General features: G+C 58.5%; 21 protein-coding genes and 3 pseudogenes. 12 read left to right on the top strand and 12 right to left on the bottom strand.

The annotated features are described in order from the left end of the window. Positions 1-92 precede the first annotated feature (92 nt). Complete coding sequence (locus AC56QX_RS33430; RefSeq protein ID WP_497111020.1) at positions 93-1514, top strand: ISNCY family transposase; 1422 nt, start codon at positions 93-95, stop codon at positions 1512-1514. A 267-nt stretch (positions 1515-1781) separates the two neighbouring features. Here AC56QX_RS33430 and AC56QX_RS33425 read toward each other — a convergent pair whose 3' ends face one another. The 4 genes from AC56QX_RS33425 to AC56QX_RS33410 form a co-directional block, all read right to left on the bottom strand. Beyond that, positions 1782-1985 carry a hypothetical protein gene (locus AC56QX_RS33425; protein ID WP_497112830.1) on the bottom strand — a complete coding sequence of 68 codons (204 nt, stop codon included), beginning with the start codon at positions 1983-1985 and terminating at the stop codon, positions 1782-1784. Further along, positions 1982-2731 carry a COG4280 domain-containing protein gene (locus AC56QX_RS33420; protein WP_497112829.1) on the bottom strand — a complete coding sequence of 250 codons (750 nt, stop codon included), beginning with the start codon at positions 2729-2731 and terminating at the stop codon, positions 1982-1984. The genes AC56QX_RS33425 and AC56QX_RS33420 overlap by 4 nt, the downstream gene beginning before the upstream one ends. A 161-nt stretch (positions 2732-2892) precedes the next feature. Then, positions 2893-3450 (bottom strand): cytochrome c, encoded by a 558-nt coding sequence (locus tag AC56QX_RS33415; protein ID WP_497112828.1) that lies wholly within the window; start codon positions 3448-3450, stop codon positions 2893-2895. Between the two features lie 56 nt (positions 3451-3506). Continuing rightward, on the bottom strand, positions 3507-4049 hold the full coding sequence (locus AC56QX_RS33410) for a phosphatase PAP2 family protein (protein WP_497112827.1): 543 nt from the start codon (positions 4047-4049) through the stop codon (positions 3507-3509). A 41-nt stretch (positions 4050-4090) separates the two neighbouring features. On the opposite strand from AC56QX_RS33410, the gene AC56QX_RS33405 reads away from it, so the two are divergent. Beyond that, positions 4091-4573 carry a DUF2127 domain-containing protein gene (locus tag AC56QX_RS33405; protein ID WP_183448056.1) on the top strand — a complete coding sequence of 161 codons (483 nt, stop codon included), beginning with the start codon at positions 4091-4093 and terminating at the stop codon, positions 4571-4573. Positions 4574-4581: 8 nt separating this feature from the next. Here AC56QX_RS33405 and AC56QX_RS33400 read toward each other — a convergent pair whose 3' ends face one another. The 4 genes and pseudogenes from AC56QX_RS33400 to AC56QX_RS33385 form a co-directional block, all read right to left on the bottom strand. After that, positions 4582-4716, bottom strand: coding sequence for a phosphatase PAP2 family protein (locus AC56QX_RS33400; RefSeq protein WP_497112826.1), 135 nt, complete (start codon positions 4714-4716; stop codon positions 4582-4584). A 38-nt stretch (positions 4717-4754) separates the two neighbouring features. Beyond that, the gene (locus AC56QX_RS33395; protein WP_497112825.1) at positions 4755-5285 is read right to left on the bottom strand and encodes a phosphatase PAP2 family protein; all 531 of its coding nucleotides are present in this window, start codon (positions 5283-5285) and stop codon (positions 4755-4757) included. Between the two features lie 116 nt (positions 5286-5401). Then, a pseudogene (locus tag AC56QX_RS33390) lies at positions 5402-5664 on the bottom strand (MerR family DNA-binding transcriptional regulator); the annotation flags it as partial. A gap of 428 nt (positions 5665-6092) precedes the next feature. Then, positions 6093-6875: an alpha/beta fold hydrolase gene (locus AC56QX_RS33385; protein WP_497112824.1), complete on the bottom strand. Its 783-nt coding sequence runs from the start codon at positions 6873-6875 to the stop codon at positions 6093-6095. A 794-nt stretch (positions 6876-7669) separates the two neighbouring features. Here AC56QX_RS33385 and AC56QX_RS33380 point away from each other — a divergent pair. Beyond that, positions 7670-8176: a hypothetical protein gene (locus AC56QX_RS33380; RefSeq protein WP_497112823.1), complete on the top strand. Its 507-nt coding sequence runs from the start codon at positions 7670-7672 to the stop codon at positions 8174-8176. A gap of 216 nt (positions 8177-8392) precedes the next feature. On the opposite strand, the gene AC56QX_RS33375 is transcribed toward AC56QX_RS33380, so the two are convergent. After that, the gene (locus tag AC56QX_RS33375; RefSeq protein ID WP_497112822.1) at positions 8393-9139 is read right to left on the bottom strand and encodes a ferredoxin reductase; all 747 of its coding nucleotides are present in this window, start codon (positions 9137-9139) and stop codon (positions 8393-8395) included. Beyond that, entirely contained in the window at positions 9136-9741 is a 606-nt protein-coding gene (locus AC56QX_RS33370) for a sulfite oxidase-like oxidoreductase (RefSeq protein WP_497118026.1), read from the bottom strand. The genes AC56QX_RS33375 and AC56QX_RS33370 overlap by 4 nt, the downstream gene beginning before the upstream one ends. A gap of 149 nt (positions 9742-9890) precedes the next feature. On the opposite strand from AC56QX_RS33370, the pseudogene AC56QX_RS33365 reads away from it, so the two are divergent. The 4 genes and pseudogenes from AC56QX_RS33365 to AC56QX_RS33350 form a co-directional block, all read left to right on the top strand. Next, positions 9891-9965: pseudogene (locus AC56QX_RS33365) on the top strand (MucR family transcriptional regulator); the annotation flags it as partial. Further along, positions 9951-10253 (top strand): hypothetical protein, encoded by a 303-nt coding sequence (locus AC56QX_RS33360; protein WP_497112821.1) that lies wholly within the window; start codon positions 9951-9953, stop codon positions 10251-10253. The pseudogene AC56QX_RS33365 and the gene AC56QX_RS33360, both read left to right, overlap by 15 nt. After that, the gene (locus AC56QX_RS33355; RefSeq protein ID WP_497112820.1) at positions 10228-10437 is read left to right on the top strand and encodes a hypothetical protein; all 210 of its coding nucleotides are present in this window, start codon (positions 10228-10230) and stop codon (positions 10435-10437) included. Before AC56QX_RS33360 ends, AC56QX_RS33355 begins: the two co-directional genes overlap by 26 nt. A 35-nt stretch (positions 10438-10472) precedes the next feature. Beyond that, positions 10473-11127: pseudogene (locus AC56QX_RS33350) on the top strand (response regulator). Between the two features lie 131 nt (positions 11128-11258). Here AC56QX_RS33350 and AC56QX_RS33345 read toward each other — a convergent pair. Continuing rightward, a complete protein-coding gene (locus tag AC56QX_RS33345; protein WP_497112819.1) occupies positions 11259-11759 on the bottom strand; it encodes a DUF2127 domain-containing protein in 501 nt (166 codons plus the stop codon). A 171-nt stretch (positions 11760-11930) separates the two neighbouring features. Here AC56QX_RS33345 and AC56QX_RS33340 point away from each other — a divergent pair, with 171 nt between their 5' ends. The 3 genes from AC56QX_RS33340 (at position 11931) to AC56QX_RS33330 (ending at position 14228) form a co-directional block, all read left to right on the top strand. Then, a complete protein-coding gene (locus AC56QX_RS33340) occupies positions 11931-12152 on the top strand; it encodes a DUF768 domain-containing protein (protein ID WP_497112818.1) in 222 nt (73 codons plus the stop codon). Positions 12153-13549: 1397 nt separating this feature from the next. Beyond that, entirely contained in the window at positions 13550-13852 is a 303-nt protein-coding gene (locus AC56QX_RS33335) for a hypothetical protein (RefSeq protein ID WP_497112817.1), read from the top strand. A gap of 205 nt (positions 13853-14057) precedes the next feature. Next, positions 14058-14228, top strand: a complete 171-nt coding sequence (locus tag AC56QX_RS33330) for a hypothetical protein (RefSeq protein WP_497110464.1) — start codon at positions 14058-14060, stop codon at positions 14226-14228. 294 nt (positions 14229-14522) lie between these two features. On the opposite strand, the gene AC56QX_RS33325 is transcribed toward AC56QX_RS33330, so the two are convergent. Further along, positions 14523-16541 carry an acyltransferase family protein gene (locus AC56QX_RS33325; RefSeq protein ID WP_497112816.1) on the bottom strand — a complete coding sequence of 673 codons (2019 nt, stop codon included), beginning with the start codon at positions 16539-16541 and terminating at the stop codon, positions 14523-14525. A gap of 416 nt (positions 16542-16957) precedes the next feature. On the opposite strand from AC56QX_RS33325, the gene AC56QX_RS33320 reads away from it, so the two are divergent. Then, the gene (locus tag AC56QX_RS33320; RefSeq protein WP_497112815.1) at positions 16958-17485 is read left to right on the top strand and encodes a PRC-barrel domain-containing protein; all 528 of its coding nucleotides are present in this window, start codon (positions 16958-16960) and stop codon (positions 17483-17485) included. 556 nt (positions 17486-18041) lie between these two features. Continuing rightward, on the top strand, positions 18042-18794 hold the full coding sequence (locus AC56QX_RS33315; RefSeq protein WP_497112814.1) for a class I SAM-dependent methyltransferase: 753 nt from the start codon (positions 18042-18044) through the stop codon (positions 18792-18794). Positions 18795-18802 lie beyond the last annotated feature (8 nt).

Below are 18802 nucleotides of genomic sequence, written 5' to 3'. Positions count from 1 at the left end.
AGTTAAAATGTCCCACTTCTGCAAAGTAGGAATGTCGCTTCCGCTTTGCTGGATGCCATTCTCCCCGGCACCGATAGCGAGGGAGACTCTAGGTGGGATTGGTGTTGATGAGCGAACGCGAGCTGCAACGCATAGAGGTTCTATCGAAGATCATCGAGCGAAGGATGACAACGGTCACGGCGGCACATGTGCTCGGCTTGACCAGGCGTCAGGTCCAGAGGCTTTTGAAGGCATTCCAATTCGACGGTGCTTCCGCGCTACGACACAAGGCGCGAGGTCGACGCTCAAACCGTGAGATTGGCGATGGCATTCGAGATTTCGCCGTCTGTCTGGTCCGCGAACATTATCTCGATTTCGGTCCGACGCTGGCGGCTGAGAAGCTGGCCGAGGAACATGGCCTGGTCGTGTCGCGCGAGACGCTGCGCAAGTGGATGGCAGAGGCCGGAATCTGGCTGTCGCGCAAGCAGCGCCGGACATTTCATCAACCGCGCTTGCGGCGCGAAGCCTATGGCGAACTCGTGCAGATCGACGGCAGCGAGCATCGGTGGTTCGAGGAGCGGGGTGATGCATGCACCCTGCTCGTCTTTATCGATGATGCCACCGGCAAGCTTCAGCAGCTACGTTTTGTGAAGTCGGAGAGCACGTTCAGCTACTTCGAGGCGTTGGAACTCTATCTGGAGGCGCACGGCTGCCCGGTGGCGTTTTATTCCGACAAGCACACGGTGTTCCGGGTTGCCAAGGCCGAGGCGCGTGCCGGCCGCGGCATGACACAGTTCGGCCGAGCCTTGTCCGAGCTCAACATCGAGATCCTGTGCGCCAATTCGAGTCAGGCCAAGGGCCGGGTCGAACGTGTCAATCGCACGCTGCAGGACCGGCTGGTGAAGGAACTGCGTCTTGCTGGCATCTCAGATATCGAAGAAGCCAACGCTTTTCTGCCGGCATTCACGACCAGCTTCAACGACAAGTTTGCGAAGATCCCTAACCGGCCGGACAATCTGCATCGTGTCTTGAACATGCCGGCCGATCGACTCCGCGACCTGCTCTGCAAACGCGAGCAGCGCTATGTCGGCCAGCAATTGTCTTTCTCCTACCAACGCAAGCAGATCATGCTGGAGAAGAACGATATCTCATGCGGCCTGGTCGGTAGATATGTCGATATTTACGAGTTCGCGGACGGTCGCCTGGATGTTCGATGGAAGGCATCCTCCCTGCCCTACACTATCTTCGACAAAGAGCAGCGCGTCACCCACGCCGCGGTCACCGAGAACAAGCGGCTTGGCGAGGTTCTGTCATGGATCAAGAGCCAGCAAGATGAGGCTCGGCCCGCGCCGAAGATTAAGACGAACAGCGAACAGACTGGCTATCAGAAGCGCGACAGGAAGCCTGGCCGAAGGACGGATTTCATGAACGATCCAGCGGTCATCGTCCGGCGTGAACAGGCACTGGCGGGCCACTCAAAGCTAAAGCCGGGGAGCTTGGCTGGAGCCGCACCCGATCGGGCTGCGCAACCCTGACCAGCTGTCGCCCGATCGGGCGCTCTCGTCGGCGCCAAGAAGCGCGTCACTGTCGCATTTCTAAATTGCTGCGCCCCGCCCCGCCAATTGCCCCGTGGCGACATTTCTACTTTGCTGGCCAAGCGACATTCAAACTTGGTTGCAACACTTTCTATAACTCATCGTGCCATAAATGGTGAGCTATAGCAATCTTCCCTATGCCTCAGAAATCGGGTTTTACCCCGGCGTGATCCCACGACTACCATCCAGGTCGATTTTTTCGAATGCTTATAGCGCCGCGCGGCGAACGCTGTGGATCAGTATGGCGAGGCAGCCGACCAGGAGCAGGATGGCGCCAAGCAATGGCGGCATAGCCAGAAACTTTACCGCCGCTGTCACCGCCGCAATCAGGATCAGCGCCAGCAACGCCAGATTGCCGTCGTCGATGAACATGCCGACGAATTCCTTGATGACAAGACGGACAATGTTCATCGGGCGAGCCCTCCGGCGGGATAGGCGCTGCGCAGCCAGCGGACGACGGCAAAGGACGCAAGCGCAACGATAGCGAAAATGGCGGGAAGGGCGAGATCCGCGCCCGGCCAATCGGCACCGATGCCTTCGCCGGTCCAGAAGATGCCGAAGCTGGTCAGCATCAGCCCGACCACGAATTTGAGCGCATTCTCCGGCACGCGCGCCAGCGGCCGGTGCACGGCCAGGCCGATCAGCATCACCAGAACGAACGCCGCCAGTGCGCCCAGGCTGGCGTAAAGCGTCTGCCCATGCGCGGCACCGACCGCAATAACGATGAACACGACCTCGATCCCTTCGAGCAGCACCGCCTTGAACGACGCCACTCCCGCCAGATAGTCGGCGCGCCCGTCATTGGCCTGCTGCTGCAGGCTTGCTGTTTCCCTGGAAAAAGCCGCCTCCTCGTCATGCAGGGCGATGACGCCGACGCTGCGCAGGATGGCTTTTCGCAGCCAGCGCATGCCAAACAGGATCAACAGCACACCGACGACGAATTGCAAAATGGTGATGGGAACCAGCGCCCGCAGCGGTCCGAACGCCAGCACCAGTGCGGCCAGCAGCGCCAGCGCCAGTGCTGCGCCGGTCAGCGCCGGTCGCCAGCTGCGCGTCACCCCGACCGCGAGCACGATGGTAAAAGCTTCGACGACCTCGACGAAGGAAGCCAGGAAGGCGGCGGTGATGGTCGAAAGGATGGGGGTGAGACTGTGCATGAGGCATCCTGTAGTTTCAAATTATCTTCTTGTTTGAGCGTGATCTTTTACGAAAACCGGTTCCCACCTTACGGGATCATGCTGTATGCGGGCGGCCAGGATGAACCATGCTACGAGAAAAGAAATCGATCGGCTGGATGAGCATTAGACGATCCTCCTCGTCACTCGACCTTTTGCCGGAATTTCGAATGACAGCTGGAGCAATCTTGCAGGATGAGATGCAGGACGTGCTCGGCTGGAAGCTTCGCGGGATCGGCTTCCACCGTCCCCGGCCGTTTGCCAAGTAGGCTGCCACCACCCATCACCAGGCCGGAACCCATTCGCATCTCGTCGGTAATGCGGGGCGGCGCGCGCTCGGCATCGGCAGCCAGGGTGCCCGCCAGTGTCCCGATATGATGGGCCAGCGCCTCGAACTCTGGGCGAGCGGAGTCGATATCAGGCTTGGCGCCCGACGGCGCGCCCAATGTCGCGCTGGGGAATTCCGCAATCAGGGCAGGTCCGGTGCGGGCGCGGAGGGTCTCTGCCGCCGCCTTGAAAGCGGCGGCGTCATAGGCCAACTTGCCGTCGAACATCCCGGCGATTGTCTTTGCCGCTGCGGCCATCTCCTTCATCGAAGCTTGGCGAGCCTCGACGATCGCATCGCGGCTGGTGTGGGTGGCGGCGACCACGGCGGAGGCGCAAGCAAGCGACAGGATCGCTACAATAACTGATTGTGTCATCGGAACGCTCCTTTCAACCGGATCGTTTTCATTTCAGCGCGAGGATCGCCGAGGGCCTAAAGAATTCTTGTCACCAGATTGTCCAGCCGGGAGTTCTCCCGATAGGACAATCGCGCCACAACGGCACCTAAGACGCCAGTGACGGCTCCGCCGATCACGTCGGTCAGGTAGTGGGTGCCTATGTAAATTCTTGACCAGCAGATCAGGAACGCCATGATGGAAAGCACAATCGTCCGGCGCGGCAGACCCTGCATTGCGAAGGCCGCAACAATCGCAACGGTGGCTGTTGCGTGATCGGAGGGGAAAGACCAGTCAGCGCTTGGCGAAATAAAAAGGTGCGTCACGCCGGCATCGTAGGGCCGTATCCGGTGGACGAACAGAAGAATGAACTGGTTGATCGCAAGACCGAGCAGGAACGCCAAGCCGGCCGACAAGGCAGCATGGCGCACATGGTAGCGGTCGGCCTTTACCCACCATTGCAGGGCAACGCCCAGCACCATCAGCGGAACGCCGATTTGTGAGGCGGCGATCATTGCCTTATCAAGAAAAGGGCTGATCCCGGCTGCCGCGTAGATCAAGTGGGTTAGAGCTGCATCCATCGTTTCTCGTTTCCGCTGTTGTCGATCGCGAGGTGAATTTTGTGAAAGCAGTCGACGAACGCCGCATCCATCAGATTTTCGAGGTCAGCATCTGGCTCAAAGGGGCGCATGCCCTGATCGAATGCGTCGGCGGAATCCTGCTTTATGTCGTCACCACCGACGCCATTGCCTCCTGGGTCAATACATTCACCCAGGAGGAATTGATCGAAGATCCGAACGATTTCATAGCTGGCTATCTGTCGCAGATGGCAAGCCATTTTTCGATCGCCAGCAAGGAGTTCTACGCCTTCTACCTGCTAAGCCACGGCCTGATAAAGCTGCTGCTGGTTGTCGGGCTTCTGAGAGGCAAGCTGTGGTCGTATCCGGCTTCGCTCGCGGCGTTGGGTGCCTTCATGGTCTACCAAGTCTACCGTTACTCTTACACCCATTCATTCGGCCTGCTTGTCCTGACCGTCTTCGATGCGCTCGTCATGGTGCTGATCTGGGACGAATGGAAGTTCGTGCGACAGCAAAAGCCCACGTAACTGGGGAATTATCGGCCGCGCCTCTGCTCAATCCACTGGACCCCAGACCAGCACAGGATGGCCCAGGCTGAACCGACGCACCAACCGGCGAGCACATCGGAGGGGTAGTGCACGCCGAGATAGAGGCGGCTCAACCCGACCATGACGGTTAGGAATACCGCGAGTGAAACGAAATACCCCTTTACGCGGGGGTCCGGGTTCGCTTTGCCAGCAGCGCGCCAAGGGTCAGGAAAGTAACCGCCGAAAGCATCAAGTGCCCGCTCGGAAAGCTCGCGGTGAAAACTCTTGCGGAGTGCGCAATATCGGGCCTTTGGCGATCAAAGGCGATTTTGAGAAGTGTGTTGATGGCCTCTCCGCCGGCCACGGCTGCCGCAACCAGCACGGCATATCGTCGCTTTCCCGCTATCAGCAGATATCCCACTGCGGCGACAGAGACGAAGCCCAGGAAAACAAAGCTGCCTAGGGACGTAACGTCGCGCCCCATTTCTTCTAGCCAAGGCGGACCAATTGGGTTCGTCGCATCACCGGCAGTGCGGAACGCCATAAGCACTGCCTGGTCGAAACCGCTCGTGTCGCCCTCTGAGACTATAGCCAGGAGGCCGAATCCGAGGATCAGGCCGCCAGCGACGAGCAGTGAGGCTATCATCCACATGGCGTCGCTTTGAAAACCATGCAGAAAGCGGCTGGGCGAAGAGGGTGACTTGATCACCATGCGTTTATGATCGACCTATTTTGTAGAGGTCACAAGCGCGACGACTCGGCGAGAGTTTCCTATAGATGACGTCGGCAGCAAAACGGTGCCGGAGGCACGCAATCCGACCAGCTGGTGATCTTCCTGTCGATCTCGGCCAGCTTCGCTTCCGCAATTGCTTTTACGTCGGCGCTTTCGCGATCCTTGTCGCGGTAGAGCGACAGCAACTGGCGGCACAACCCGAGGCTCCGGGAGCGCACCGCAGGCGGTGGATGTCGGCCACCGAATAGTCGCGATAACCATTATCCGTCCGGGCTGGGCTGAGAAGGCCGATATCCTCGTAGTAGCGTATGGTCTTCGACGGCAGGCCTGATTTCTCGGACGCGATTCCGATGTTCATGGCTGGAAATCTCCTTTTGCAAGGAGCAATACACCTTCCAGCTATTGGGTTGATCGCAGCCAGTCGATCTAACTGCGCCTAGGGCTCAATGTCTCGGGCGCCGAAGGCAGAGATCGTCCTCGACCCGCGGTCGGACTTTCGAGCGCCGGAACTGCGATCTCGGTCCCGATGGAGTCTGACAGGCGTCACACGCTGCATCTGATGGAATAAGGCGTCAAGCAGCCGACCCTCCAAATCCGAGCGCATTATCCGCTCGAGAAGGTCGGCCTACCAATGCTCCTGAGGGGGGCATATTAACTCAACATTGATGCGTGCATCAGCCCGCGGGCTGACCCGCGTGGCTGGATTGGAACGTAACCGGAGCGATCGGCAGCGAGGCTACTGATCTACTCGTGGTGTCGAGGTGTACTCGAACGGTTCAGTCGCACCTACTGTGCAGTTGCCGCGCTCTCGATTATCTGCGCGACGGCCGCGGGGTTCGATATCATCACCACGTGCGAAGCCCCTTTGATGACCACCGTTTGCTTGGAGTGCGCCCGTTCCGCCATGAACCCCAGAGCCTGCGGCGGAATATTCAAGTCCTTGTCGCCATAGATGAACCACGACGGAATTTTTTTCCAGGCGGCATCACCTGATTCCTCTTTGAGAGCAGTTTCGGTGACTGGCCGCTGCGCCGCAGCCATCAAGGTTGCATCTGCTTCCGGAACATCCGCCGCGAATTGATCATGGAACTTGTCCTGCTGAATGTAGAGATCAACCCCGCCACTCGACAGCGTCACCGGCGGAGCTAGTTTGTCACCGAGCGTGCTTCCGGGAAACTTGCCAGTAAGTCCGAGCGCGGATTCTCCCGTATCGGGCGCAAATGCAGCGACGTAGACCAGCGCTTTGACGTTCGCATTGCCGTTAGCGGCGTTGGTAATGACACTACCGCCGTAGGAATGTCCAACCAGGACGACGGGGGTTTTGATGCCGGCCAGAATGTTCGAGACGTACTGCGCATCACCTTTGACGCTACGGAGAGGATTCGCGGCGCCTACGACAGGGTAGCCATCCTTCTCGAGAATCTTGATGACACCGTTCCAACTCGACGAGTCCGCGAATGCGCCGTGCACCAGGACGATGGTGGGCTTGGCCTGCTGCGCAACTGCACTACTCACGATGGCCCCAAATACGGCGCCAGCGATTGCCAATCCGGTAAGGAATGTCTTCATCCGATATCTCCTTCAGAGATCTGAGTGCCTGGTTGTGAGAGCGATTCGCCTGAGCCCGAGAACGTGTTCAGTGCATAAACTTCGCGCCCAAGCAGGAGCAGCCTTACGGAAGAGCGTCAAGCGATTAGGGAACCAGGGCCACACGCGCGAGCCGCATTTCAGCCCATCAATTCCGCACGAAGGCAGCTTGAAGACACGACCTTGCCGATGCTTCGGTCCAACAGGACCAGATTGCCCGGATGGGCGGGTTGGCCCACGCAGCAAGACAGTATATGCCGCACACAAACACGCAGGAATGGAAAAGAGCCTGTTTGGGCGTTGTGGGAAGATGCCTTCGGCTACGCACGGGCGATCAAGGTCGGAGGCACAATCTAGGTGTCTGGCGAACTCAGCCACGACGACAGCCGGACCCTGATCGCGCCCGACCTGATCGAAACCGTCGCCGTGTTTCGAGATCCATCAGGGATCGGCGGGATAGAAGTCGAAATCGCTGAGCGGCTAACAGCACTCTTGGGCGAGGGCTCTTTGCCCACGGCGTCAACTGGGTTGCGGAATGGTGGTAGCGGAGAGGGATACCTCCAATACAGCGCTGCAACCGAGTTCGTCTGTTGAAGGGACTTCGCAAGCGAGGTCAGCTGATTCAAATCCTGTCCGCGCAACCAATTCTATCATAAATCAATAACCGTCCCGGTCTAACCGGGGCGGTTTTTGCGTTTAGGGGCTATTCGCGTTCAGGATGGCTGAGTTACCGCCCCGACCCCCCCTCGGCGTGATCCGGCGGCTCGATACGCTGGGTGAGCCTGTCGCGAGCAACTGGTTCGGGCGGGCTGTGTCGATCGCTTGAGCCGGGTCGCATAACACTGAACATCTGCCCAAAGGCATGGCGGAAGAATCCCGCCAACGTTCGCAATGTCTTCCGCCGTGAGGCTGAGCCCGCGACTGCGAAACGGCGGGAGGTTGTCGAGATCCTCGTACCTCGATACGAAACACGCCGGCCCACCCCTATTGAGATCAGCAACGTTATCGCCGCCGTTCAGCTTGTCGTCTGGACTCATATTGAAAAAGCCATGCAGTGCGGCAAGAATTTGGGCTACCGTCAACAGCGGGAGATTGTGAAAAGTAAAGCTTACCTCACTAAGTGGGCCGACGCGAGCCTTTCTATCGCCGCCGCGTGTGTCTTGATTGCTTCGGCAGTCGTGAGTATTGCCTTCTTAGGGCCGCGCTTTGGTACTGCACGACCGCTGCCGGCAGGCTTGCTTGGCGGTGACATTGATATCCCCCCGCAGAGCACTCCGGATTAACATTCCGTGGCTTTCAAGAGAGGTATATTTCGTAAGGGAAGTTGTTGCAACTATTGAAAACTTGGTCAGATAAGGGATTTCTATAGTGGGATTCTACGCTCAACCTCCAAGCCAGGCCAGCCGCGAACTGGTTGGTCCTGCTGGCGGGTATTTCGGTGCTTGCGTCTCGTACGTCCTTGTTTGCTTTGGCCGGGAGAGAGGCGTGCGGTTCACTCTTCAAACGCCGTAACGCTCGGTGCGGATAATCCTTGCAGGGACGCCCGCGTCGATTAGCGCCTGGTTGGCGGCCGTTACAAACGCGTTGGACCCGCAGACAAAGGCGACGTCTGGCGGGCTGGGGAGGTATGCTATTGATTGTGTCACCATCGCCAAGTCGATCCGCCGGGAATGGTCGGCAGGGCGGCGGGCGGCCTCCCGCGTCAGCGCGAGCGTCAGGTTGAAACCGTCGCCGCGGCCGTCGAGTTCGATCAGCTCGTCGCGGAAGACGACTTCGTCCCAAGTCCGCGCAGAATAGACTAAGGCGACCGGTACCTCCGAGCTAAGAGTGGCGCGATGGCGGGCCATCGACGCCAACGGAACGACGCCGGAGCCACCACCCACAAGCAGGATCGGTCCTTGGTCGCCATCCGGCCAGACGAAGTGCCCGCCGAGCGGCCCGCGGACCTCGATCTCATCGCCGACCGCCGCCACGTCATGGAAGAACGGCGACACCTCGCCGTCATCAAGCCTCTCGATCGCGACCTCAACTTGCTCGCCAGCCTCGGGCGCGGAGGCAATGGAGTAGGAACGTCGCGCCTCGTAGCCGTCAGGGGCGGTGAGCTTGACGTCGATGTGCTGGCCTGCGCGATAGGCAAACGGCTGCGACGGCTGGAGGAAGAAGCTGACGACCCGAGGCGTACGCCTCAAAATGCTTGCGATTGTCGCCGTTTGCCAAGGCGACTGCGGTGCGCTGACCTCGCTCACGGGTCGTTCGTGTAGCGCTGCTCGCGCCATGGGTCGCCGTAGATATGGTAACCTCGCAATTCCCAGAATCCGGGCTCGTCGCGCTCCGTGAACTGCAGGCCGTTCACCCACTTCGCCGACTTCCAGAAGTAGAGGTGCGGCACCAGGAGCCGCGCCGGCCCCCCGTGGTCGGCCGGGATAGGCTTCCCCTCGTAAAGCAGGGCGACCATTGCCTTGCCCACCACCAGGTCTTTGGTCGGCACGTTTGTTGAATACCCGTCGAAGGAGTGCGCGAGCGTGAAGGCGGTCGGCGGCTCGACACCCGCGTCGGCGAGGATGTCGTCGACGAGGACGCCCTGCCATGGTGTGTCGAACTTGGTCCAAGACGTCACGCAGTGGATGTCGCGGGTCATCTTCGTCACGGGCAGGGCGTTGAACTCTGCCCAGTTCCACTTCTTGATCGGCCGCGGCCCGTGCTTGAGCGTAAACGACCAGTCCTCAGTGCGGACCCTCGGTGTCGGCCCGGCCGACAGGACGGGGAATCCGTGCTCGAGGTGTTGTCCTGGGGGTATGCGCGCGTCGCCAGCCGGCGGCCGGCGTCCTGAAAACCCGCGTGTGACCATCTTGGCGTTGCCTTTCATAGGGCCTTGCTGACTCCGCTTGGAATCATCCTCCAAAGAAGTGATGTCGAGCAACAAAAAAGCTAGAGTCAAGTTCCGCAACCGTTGGCAGGACTCGCCTGACTTGTCGTGAAACGGCTCGACAGCGTATCAAAAAGTCGGTCGCGCCTGACTTCATCATCTGCCTTGAAGACGGCAAGCGCTTCAAGTCCTTGAAGCGGCATATCGGCGAGGCCGGCAAGCCGGCCTTCGCCCTGATGGCCGATCGCACGACCGGTAAGTATGTCGGCTCAGCCTTCATCAATTCTAGCCAGGCGATCCGCGAGCGGCTGTGGCAGCGCGTCCAGGAGCACGCCGGGCCGGCGCCCAACGGCATGAAGCGGCCGGCGACGCAGTGGGTGAAGTCGGGTATCATAGGCCGCGTGAAGCACTTGCAAGGCGAAGAGGACCTGCGGCACGCTTCCTTGCAGGATTTCCGGGAGGAAGACGATGCCAATACGAAAAAAGGCGACTGAAGCCGGTGTTTTCGACCCATCAGAGTTGGCTTTGCTCGGCAGGGTTTTTGAGCGCTTGAGCCTCGACAATCAGTCGCCGGAAGCGCGAGACGCCACCGCCTCCCGGATCATCGCCAACTACATGGCCGGCATCAAGGACGAGGCCGAACTTGTCTCGCTTTCAAAGCGACCATTGGGACGTTAGCGGGAGGTAGACAATGGCGGTCGAGGAGCAAGCGCATGACGGCAACCATTCGTATAGCGATTGTCGATGATCACCCACTCTTTCGCGACGGCGTAACGCGCAGCCTGTCCGAGATCGGAGGCTTCGAGATCGTCGGCGAAGGTGCGACGGCGCAGGATGCCGAACGCATCGCCTCGACGGTGCATCCCGACATATTGCTGCTCGACATCTCCCTGCCGGGCGGCGGCCTTGCAGCGGTTGCAAGCATCCTTGCCGAAAATCCGGCCCAGACGATTGTCATGCTAACGGTTTCGGAGGCCAATGTGGATGTAGTGAAGGCTCTGAATCTGGGTGTGCACGGCTATATCCTGAAGGGTGTAGGATCGCGCGCGCTCGCCGACATTCTGCGCGGCGCGGCAGCGGGCGAGCGCTATCTTACGCCCGCACCTGTCAGCGCGGCTGGTGTCCGATCTGCAATCCCCGCAGCAGCCTGCCAACGGCGTGGCGGACCGTCTGCGTCAACTGACCGAACGACAAACGGAAATCCTGCGGCTGGTGGGAGAGGGTCTCACCAACAAGGAGGTCGCCCTGCGCCTGGATTTACATGAGAAGACCGTCAAGCATCACATGACCGGGGTGCTGACTAAACTCAACGTGCGAAACCGCACTGAAGCGGCGCTGGTCATGCGCGAGCTTCGCGATCCTTTTTAATTCGCAAGCGTCCTTCCTTACGAATCCGTAAGTCGCGTGCAAGACCGCAGTCGACTATGGCTGTCCCGGAGCAGCGAACCATTACCAGCTGCCCATTCGCTGCTCGTGGGGTGTAAGCCCACAGCCCGCTGCTACCCCCCAAGAGTCCCGGCAGCGGGCTGATTCTCCCGCATTAGGCGCCATTCGTGGCAGATCAATACCATCACGATCGCGTCGAACAGGGTCAGGACCAGGAGGCCGGGGGAATACGTGTAGGTGTAGCGATAGACCTGGTAGACCATGAACGCTCCCAATGCGACGAGCGAAGCGGGATACGACCAGAGCTTCCCCCGCAGAAGCCCGACGACCAAGAGCATCTTTATCATTCCGGGGCTAAGCAGGTAGAAGGCATAGAATTCTTTACTGGCGATTGAGAAATGGCTCGCAGCCTGCGACAGGTAGCCAGCTATCAAATCGTTCGGATCTTCGACCAGTTCATCCTGGGTGAAGGCCCTGACCCACGAGACAATGGTCGCCGTGGTTGCGAGATAAAGTAGGACGCCGCCAAAACATTCGATCAGGGCGTGCGCACCCTTGAGCCACACACTGACTTCAAAAATCTGATGGATGCGACGTTCGGCGACGGGTCTCATGCCTCGTGAGCCAGCTGGTTTCTTCGCTGGCTTGGGAGCAGGCGGCATGTGTGCCAGCTTCCCCATAGAGCGTCGGCAGCGGATTTGTCTTCGTCCGCGCTAAGAGCGCCAAAGCTTTCGCCCCAGGCTTCTCATACGGAACCTTATAGGCAGGCGCAGCTTATTCGCGGCATGACCACACGCGGAATCAACTTCTTGCATCGATGGCTGGCTAACAACGTCCCCGAGACGACGAAGGCCGATGTCATCTCTGTTGACGAACTCACGCACAAACTGATTGCGGACGCAAAAGCGCTAGGCATCAAGCGGGGCGAGATCGACGAAGAGGTGGACAGCCTCTATCGAACGATCCTTGACGCCATTGTGCATTACGACCCCGGCCTGCCCGAATAACCGCACCGACGACGTGCATGACACAAGCACGCAAAAAGCCCCGGCGCAGGGTGAATCGCCGGGGCCTTAGCCGATGTACGAGCTACTTATCATGTCCGCATACGACGGTGCGCTAATCTGCTCAACAGACGGTAAGTTCGGCACGCAACTTGAAGCTGATCGGCGGCGCAATCACGATTGGAAGCCGACGTTCGATCGAGGGACTTAGGGGTCATTTATGTCCGGTGAGGCATCGGCACGTCTATCCTGTGCGCTCTTGCAGAGATCGTCTAATTTGTCGCGGACCCGATCGTTATCAAGCAGTAGATTGGCGCGCGGGAACCCTTTGCTGCGAAGCTCCCGTTCAATGGGTTGCCACCCTTCATAGTCGCCCGACAAAGCAAGTCTCCCCGCCTCGCGCCACATACGCACGTCACGCCCTCGGGACACGCCTTTCGCCATGCTTTGCGCTAAAATCCCAATCCACACCTACCCAACTCCGCCCATGCGGCCCGGCATCCCTGCATCGGCGGAGGTGCAGCAGACCGCCGGGCCTGGCCGGCGTGGGGGCATATGATGGCGCACCGGCTGGCGCGTATATACGCCTCTGCTAATATAATCGGGACTCATCCATATGATCGGGATTCATCCATATGAACGATGAAAGCAGCAAAAGATGGAGCATAAACCGGCCAAAACTACGTCGTGAGGTGTCGACAAGCCGCATTGGCGCACCGTGCTGACTACGAAAGACAAGGCCGAAGCAGACTGCGTAACAGAGCCCGCTACAGATCGTGCCGCAGATGAACAGCCCCACGCCATAGTTCCGCTGATCGGTATGTTCTTGCGTGGTCCGGATTGCTGCGCGCAGGCGAAACCCAGTGAGTCGACCTGCAGACGGTCGTTGAGGACACTCTCCTGAGCAATGGGATTGTCAGCCGATGCGCGAGCCGTCCTTGTGGGTGTTTGGTCCGCGGATCCGTCTCCGTCATCGGACGACCCTTGGGCAGATTGGTCGCTTGTGGGTTTAAGCGGTAGCAGCTCGAACGCAAGCTCTAGGTCGCCGCGAATTACGGTCATTTCGATGTGAAGGCCGGCGCCAGAAGCACATCTGCGATCGGAGACTCTCCATCGCGTTAGGACCGCGACGCCCGGATCTCGCCGCCAACAATCGTTTCACCGGTTTCGACCGCTTGTTTGAGTGCGGCTAATGTCAATAGCGTTGTGGCGGGTGAGGAAGCCGGCTCGGCGGCTGGGTCAAGCCCGGGCTGATCGGCCGTGTAAAACACTTGCGGGGCGAGGAAGACCTGCGGCACGCTTCGCTGCAGGATTTCCGGGAGGAGCCTTGTAGCGCACGCTTACCATCAGATCGGCAGTCTGTTGGGGTAGGTCGCGATCGCGCAGCTAAGGCAAAATGAATGGGGCACCTCACTATTTCTGCAATCGACAGACGTAAGGCTGAAGGTTCTGCAGTTCCCTGCAACACATTGGGTCTGTACGATCATCGCGCCATTCGCCTGCCGACCGCGCAAAAAAAAGGATGGACGTTTTCTTATGGAAGCAGCCGAATTGCGGGCGATAAGCGACACTCTCATCCGGATTGTGAGGCCCGAGATGACGCCCAAGCAATTGATCAAAGCGGCACGCAGGGTGCATCCACACGCCTCGAAGAAGAATATCGTTCGGGCCGCGTTCTTCTTGATCATTTCCCATGCGGATGAAGACCTCGGCAAATCGAGGAAATTGTGGTGGCAACGGCGATGAGAATCGGCAAAGGGCGCCAAGATCGGAACTCCCGACCCGCCGGCAGCGATACGGCGCGCCGGGCTAGACCAAAGGTGTAAGGCCCGTCACATTGCGGCAGCGGGCGGATTGGAACATTTTCCCCGGTGATGACGTTTCAGCGACATCAGGGGGGGGCAATTGATGAACAAGCAACCGTGGAAGACTTCGGTCGAGATCGAGGAAGTCAAAGATAGGTATTACGTGCGGGTTATCGAGGACGGTGTGGTAAGCATCAAGGGCTTCAGTTCCAAGGAAGATGCCAAAGCCTTCGCCCAAGACGAACAGGCGCGGCTCGGGCTCGCACACTCCTGAAGACCATTTCCTAGAGGAGCGACTCACACGCAAAGGGGCCTCCCCGCAGAGGTGGCGGGCGCCAGGACGCGCGGGACGCCTCGGCGGCGTAGGAACCCGGCTGGCCGCCTGGCAGGTCTATTGCGCCCTATGTCTCTTGGCTTGTGCGGCAATAGCGCAGAGGAAAGCCAATGCCGCAGCGTCGCATGCCGTCCGCGACGGTCCTTTGGCGAAAAGCACGGCATCCGCAATTGGGATGGCTTAGCCTCGCTTTCCGGCGAGGCTGCTTGAGCACCTTACCGGCAGCATATGGTCTTACATATCATCTCCAGCAGCGCCTGTGGTCCATAGATGTCGGCAATCGTCGGGCGTAAGAACGCCCTTGGCATTGATTTCTTTCAGGATCCTCGTGACCATTTCTTCAGGAGTGAAAGGGAGGCTTTTAAGCTGGGCAGAAGAAAGTCGTGTCGATGCAGGAAGGCCGAAGTGAGTCGTGACCTTGCGGATCTGCTCGTCATTCATGCCGGTCCCGACGTTGGTCAAATGCAAAGCGGAAGCTTGCGTTCCCTTCCAGGGGAATTCTACCCAGCGGTTTTGTGTCTTTATGTAACTGCTGCCGACCCGCTGGCCCATCCAGAATAACCAGATATCATCGCCCTGGGGACAAAGTTCGATAAACCTGTCTTCGTCGATCGTTTCTGGCGATAGCGACTTTGGACCATAAAGAACCCCTCCCACACCGGTGGGAAAAAGCATCTTGGGTGTGTCCGAGACGTCATATGACCAGTTGCCATAAGGCGCGATTTGCCCCGCATCATTGAACGCTACCGAGTGGCCTCGGTGACAAACGATGGTGCTTTCACCAGCCCTTTCGACAAGTTGTTCGAGCCACCTGTGCCCATAGTAGACATCGTCATCTGCCGTAACGATGTAGGCGGTCGGAAAGGCCAGCAACGCAGGAATGATCTTCTTGTAAGAGCGAATATCCTTGCAAAACCGGATCTCGAGGCCTTGGGCTTTCAGGTTCGTGACAGCGGCCGGCAGCTGCGCCGCATGCTCGGAAGTCAGCCACAAAACAACTCGGTCCGGGGCAACCGACTGCGACAACAGACAGCGCAGCGTCAAATGCAGGGTATCGAAACGTTTGGGATAAGAGGTTAGCGAAACGATCAAATTGCCAGGCAACCCGTGCGAACGGCCCTTTCGTCGAAGCGGCCATCGCAAAGAAATCAGGCCTTGGGCGACATACGGCTTGGCAAAGCGAATAAGATTGTCCCGATACTTTTCTGCGCGCCAGCCAGTCGCGTTTCTGAGCGACGCAATTGCGCGACCTGGTGTTCCGGATCCGGTCCCCAAGAACCATGGCGAAAGTCGCGGGGATCGTTTCAAAATGAGGTAGATCGCGAATGGACCCGAAACTGCCACCACAAAGATCACCGCCTCATTGGAAATCCCGATATCACGAAGGGAAAATTGGAAAAATTGATGCAAGAACATGATCACCAACGAGGCTTCGCCAAGCTTCGCCATTGGCGCTGCAAACTTTCCAAATTTGGCTGCTTTCTGCACCGCCATGATGAAGGCCAAGGACAGTGCCAAAGCAATCAGAAGCCCCAGCACCGGCGGGCCGAAAATTGAATATTTCATGTTGAATTGGATGTCGGCTCCGCGTCCAGCTGCGGCGAGGGCTGACGCTCCTACAATCCCGATAAATATCAATCGAGTTACGGAGCGGAATTGATAGGTCTTAAGCAGATGACCAAACCAATAGCAGCAGAGCGCAATCGGCACTGCTGCGACAGCCCAAGGCGAGCGGTTCATTGGCCACTCGAATCCAATCGCATAGCCTAGGACGACGCATAGCGCGACGAACCCTAGCATACGGATGCTGCCAGGACCTCTCGCCCAATTCGCGATCTCATTGTAAATAAGCTGGGTGAAGAAAAGGCAGGTTACAAACCAGAAAACGCCAAAATCACGCCAGAGGCGCATGCCTCCCAAGACATCGTTGACAGCCATTTCACGTATCTGCCAGCGCGTGGGAACATCGCCCAGCAGTACTCTCCTGGATATGACCGCCAGCGTCAAGACCACCAGAAATGCTACGTATGGCACAGCCAGGCTGGAGACTTTCTTCCATAACATCTGGTCACGGTCGGCCGGTTTGTAAACGCAACCGGAGATGACAAAGAACAGGGGCATATGAAAGAGCAGCACGGAGTTGGCGAAGACCGGATCCCACGGATCTCTCCCCGCTCCGGCGATGTGGGCCGCTACCACAAGGAGAATGCCAACGCCCTTGGCGGCATCAATCCAAACTTCACGGTTCGCCATAGCTTGCCCCAGTCGCCCATAAGGACGAGCTAAACAAAGGCAAACTAAACTAACGGCTTCGCACCTGCAATACGAAATTGTGCATCGCAGCATCTTGCCATTGGATAGCCTCTAACGGATTTGCTCAGCGGCGCTGTAAGTTGAAGCATGGGAACTTCGGTCGGTGCGAAATTCGATGAGATGAATTTCCGCTGCGCAATCTCGTGCAGCCATCCAATTGCGTTCGCCCAGGTCTGATTTTTCATGTGCCATCACCGATCGCTTCCATTCCGCAATCCGGCCCAAAGCGGACGCCAGGCTGTTCTACTATGGGCTATCGACTTTGGTTCTTGGAAGCTTTTCGAACTTTCTGTTTTGCTCCTCCAAAATAGATTTGCCAAGCGAGGTGACTTACGGAGAACCTCGAGAATGTCGCGGTGTGCGATCAGGATCGCTGGCTGGTCGCGAAGACCACCAAGGAAGACCTTCAAGCGCAAAAAGATTTCGACCTGAAGGTCTACGACACGGCAGCGGCGTCGAACACCAATGATGTCGCAGCTACGACGACTAATAATGAAGCTGCTCCATCCACGGACAAGACCGCCACAGCGGCAATCGACAAGTCTTCGCTGACCGAAATGCCGATGGACAAGATCAGCACCAAGGACTTCATCGGCACCAACGTCTATGGCGCCGACGATGCAAAAGTCGGTGAGATCGGCGACGTGGTTATGACCGGCGACAAGAAGGGTCGATGCCGTCATCATCGACGTGGGGGGTTCCTTGGCATGGGCGAAAAACAGGTGGCCATTGGCCTGGAGAAACTGAAGTTCATGTCGGACAAGGACGGCAACCGGTATCTCTACACCAACTTCACCAAGGCTCAGCTTGAGGCGCAGACCGCCTATGACAAGGGCACCTACGCGCAGAATCGCGACAAACAGCGGATCATTGTTGGCCAGTAGACCCCAACGTGGCCCGCGCTGCTTAGGCGCGGGCCCCACTGCTTTCGATGGTGTATCCGCGATCGACAATCCGGATGCGTAATCCTAGGCAAGATCATTTCGATTTGCCGGTCGGCTGAACGAGTGGTGTCCTGATCGCAACACTCGTTTCGAGCAAGCTCATTTGCCCGTTTGCGATCGCTCACGAATAGCGTGGCCCGCGCGCCCGGGACGTCAGCCAGAGCCACTGACGGGCGCCCTTGATCGTGCGCCGCTCGTCGCGCCGCGGTCACCTCTACCGCAGTAATACCCCACGTCGGGTCTGGGGCGCGAACCGATGCCAGCAATTCCGCACAGCGGGTAGGTGTGCTTCGACGCCAGAAACTATCATGGGCGTCCAGTGCTGATACGGAAATTGTCGCCTCACGGTCCGTTTTTCGACCATTCCGCGCTTCTCTAATTCGACCAGCATTTCCACACCAATGCCACGCATCCACGCGCGGCCGCCACTATCCAAGCGTCAGGCATTCCAATAGCCTTTGCTCCGCGTAAGGCAGCACAAGAATTGGAGGCGTCCATGACTTCCACGTTCAATGTCGGAAAAGCCGCTGGCTATGAGCAGTTGATGGGCCGGTGGAGCAAACAGCTGGCTCCGCTGTTCATCAATTTTGCTGGGTTGGCAGATGGAGAACGCATCCTTGACGTTGGATGCGGCACGGGCAGCCTCACGTTCGCGCTCCCGCAAGCGGCAAATGTGCGTGAGGTCGCTGCGATCGATTTTTCACCCGTCTTCGTCGATGAGGCCAACAGGCTCAACACCGACCCGCGAATCCAGATTCAGCAGGGCGATGCGACCTCGCTTCCGTTCCCGGATGCGTATTTCGATAGGGCACTTGCGCTTCTTGTGTTGCACTTCGTTCCGGAAGCAGGCAGGGCAATCAGTGAGATGCGGCGGGTGGTGCGGCCTGGAGGCGTCGTTGCTGCTGCAGTTTGGGACCATCTCGGCGGCATGCCGGTTATGCGCATGATGTTGGACACACTCGCGGTACTAGATGAAAACGCGCGGGCGAAGCAGAGCTTCATCGATCAAGGACTGCACGACGTTGAGGAAACCCAGCTTTTCATCCGAATGGATTATGAATCCTTTGATGATTATTGGGAGCCGATCACTTCCGGAGAGGGGCCTCTTGGAAAGTACGCAGCGGGCTTGGAACCCGCGATGCGAGCCAAGGCAGACGCTGCCGTGCGGGATGCTTACGAAGCAGGCCGCCCAGACGGACCTCGTTCATTCGTTTCAGTCGCGTGGGCGTGCCGCGGGACTGTCGAGTAAAACCCTCT

Source organism: Mesorhizobium sp. RCAM 06353, assembly GCF_059683585.1.
This window is presented reverse-complemented; position numbering and strand designations above follow the sequence as displayed.

Excerpts from the sequence above, each read along its gene's own strand:
- AC56QX_RS33425 (WP_497112830.1), bottom strand. The coding sequence starts at position 1,985 with ATGAACATTGTCCGTCTTGTCATCAAGGAATTCGTCGGCATGTTCATC.
- AC56QX_RS33385 (WP_497112824.1), bottom strand. The coding sequence starts at position 6,875 with ATGAAGACATTCCTTACCGGATTGGCAATCGCTGGCGCCGTATTTGGG.
- AC56QX_RS33400 (WP_497112826.1), bottom strand. The coding sequence starts at position 4,716 with ATGGTCGGGTTGAGCCGCCTCTATCTCGGCGTGCACTACCCCTCCGAT.
- AC56QX_RS33415 (WP_497112828.1), bottom strand. The coding sequence starts at position 3,450 with ATGACACAATCAGTTATTGTAGCGATCCTGTCGCTTGCTTGCGCCTCC.
- AC56QX_RS33330 (WP_497110464.1), top strand. The coding sequence starts at position 14,058 with ATGAACAAGCAACCGTGGAAGACTTCGGTCGAGATCGAGGAAGTCAAA.
- AC56QX_RS33335 (WP_497112817.1), top strand. The coding sequence starts at position 13,550 with ATGGGGCACCTCACTATTTCTGCAATCGACAGACGTAAGGCTGAAGGT.
- AC56QX_RS33340 (WP_497112818.1), top strand. The coding sequence starts at position 11,931 with ATGACCACACGCGGAATCAACTTCTTGCATCGATGGCTGGCTAACAAC.
- AC56QX_RS33420 (WP_497112829.1), bottom strand. The coding sequence starts at position 2,731 with ATGCACAGTCTCACCCCCATCCTTTCGACCATCACCGCCGCCTTCCTG.
- AC56QX_RS33370 (WP_497118026.1), bottom strand. The coding sequence starts at position 9,741 with ATGGTCACACGCGGGTTTTCAGGACGCCGGCCGCCGGCTGGCGACGCG.
- AC56QX_RS33355 (WP_497112820.1), top strand. The coding sequence starts at position 10,228 with ATGCCAATACGAAAAAAGGCGACTGAAGCCGGTGTTTTCGACCCATCA.
- AC56QX_RS33345 (WP_497112819.1), bottom strand. The coding sequence starts at position 11,759 with ATGAGACCCGTCGCCGAACGTCGCATCCATCAGATTTTTGAAGTCAGT.
- AC56QX_RS33325 (WP_497112816.1), bottom strand. The coding sequence starts at position 16,541 with ATGGCGAACCGTGAAGTTTGGATTGATGCCGCCAAGGGCGTTGGCATT.
- AC56QX_RS33410 (WP_497112827.1), bottom strand. The coding sequence starts at position 4,049 with ATGGATGCAGCTCTAACCCACTTGATCTACGCGGCAGCCGGGATCAGC.
- AC56QX_RS33395 (WP_497112825.1), bottom strand. The coding sequence starts at position 5,285 with ATGGTGATCAAGTCACCCTCTTCGCCCAGCCGCTTTCTGCATGGTTTT.
- AC56QX_RS33315 (WP_497112814.1), top strand. The coding sequence starts at position 18,042 with ATGACTTCCACGTTCAATGTCGGAAAAGCCGCTGGCTATGAGCAGTTG.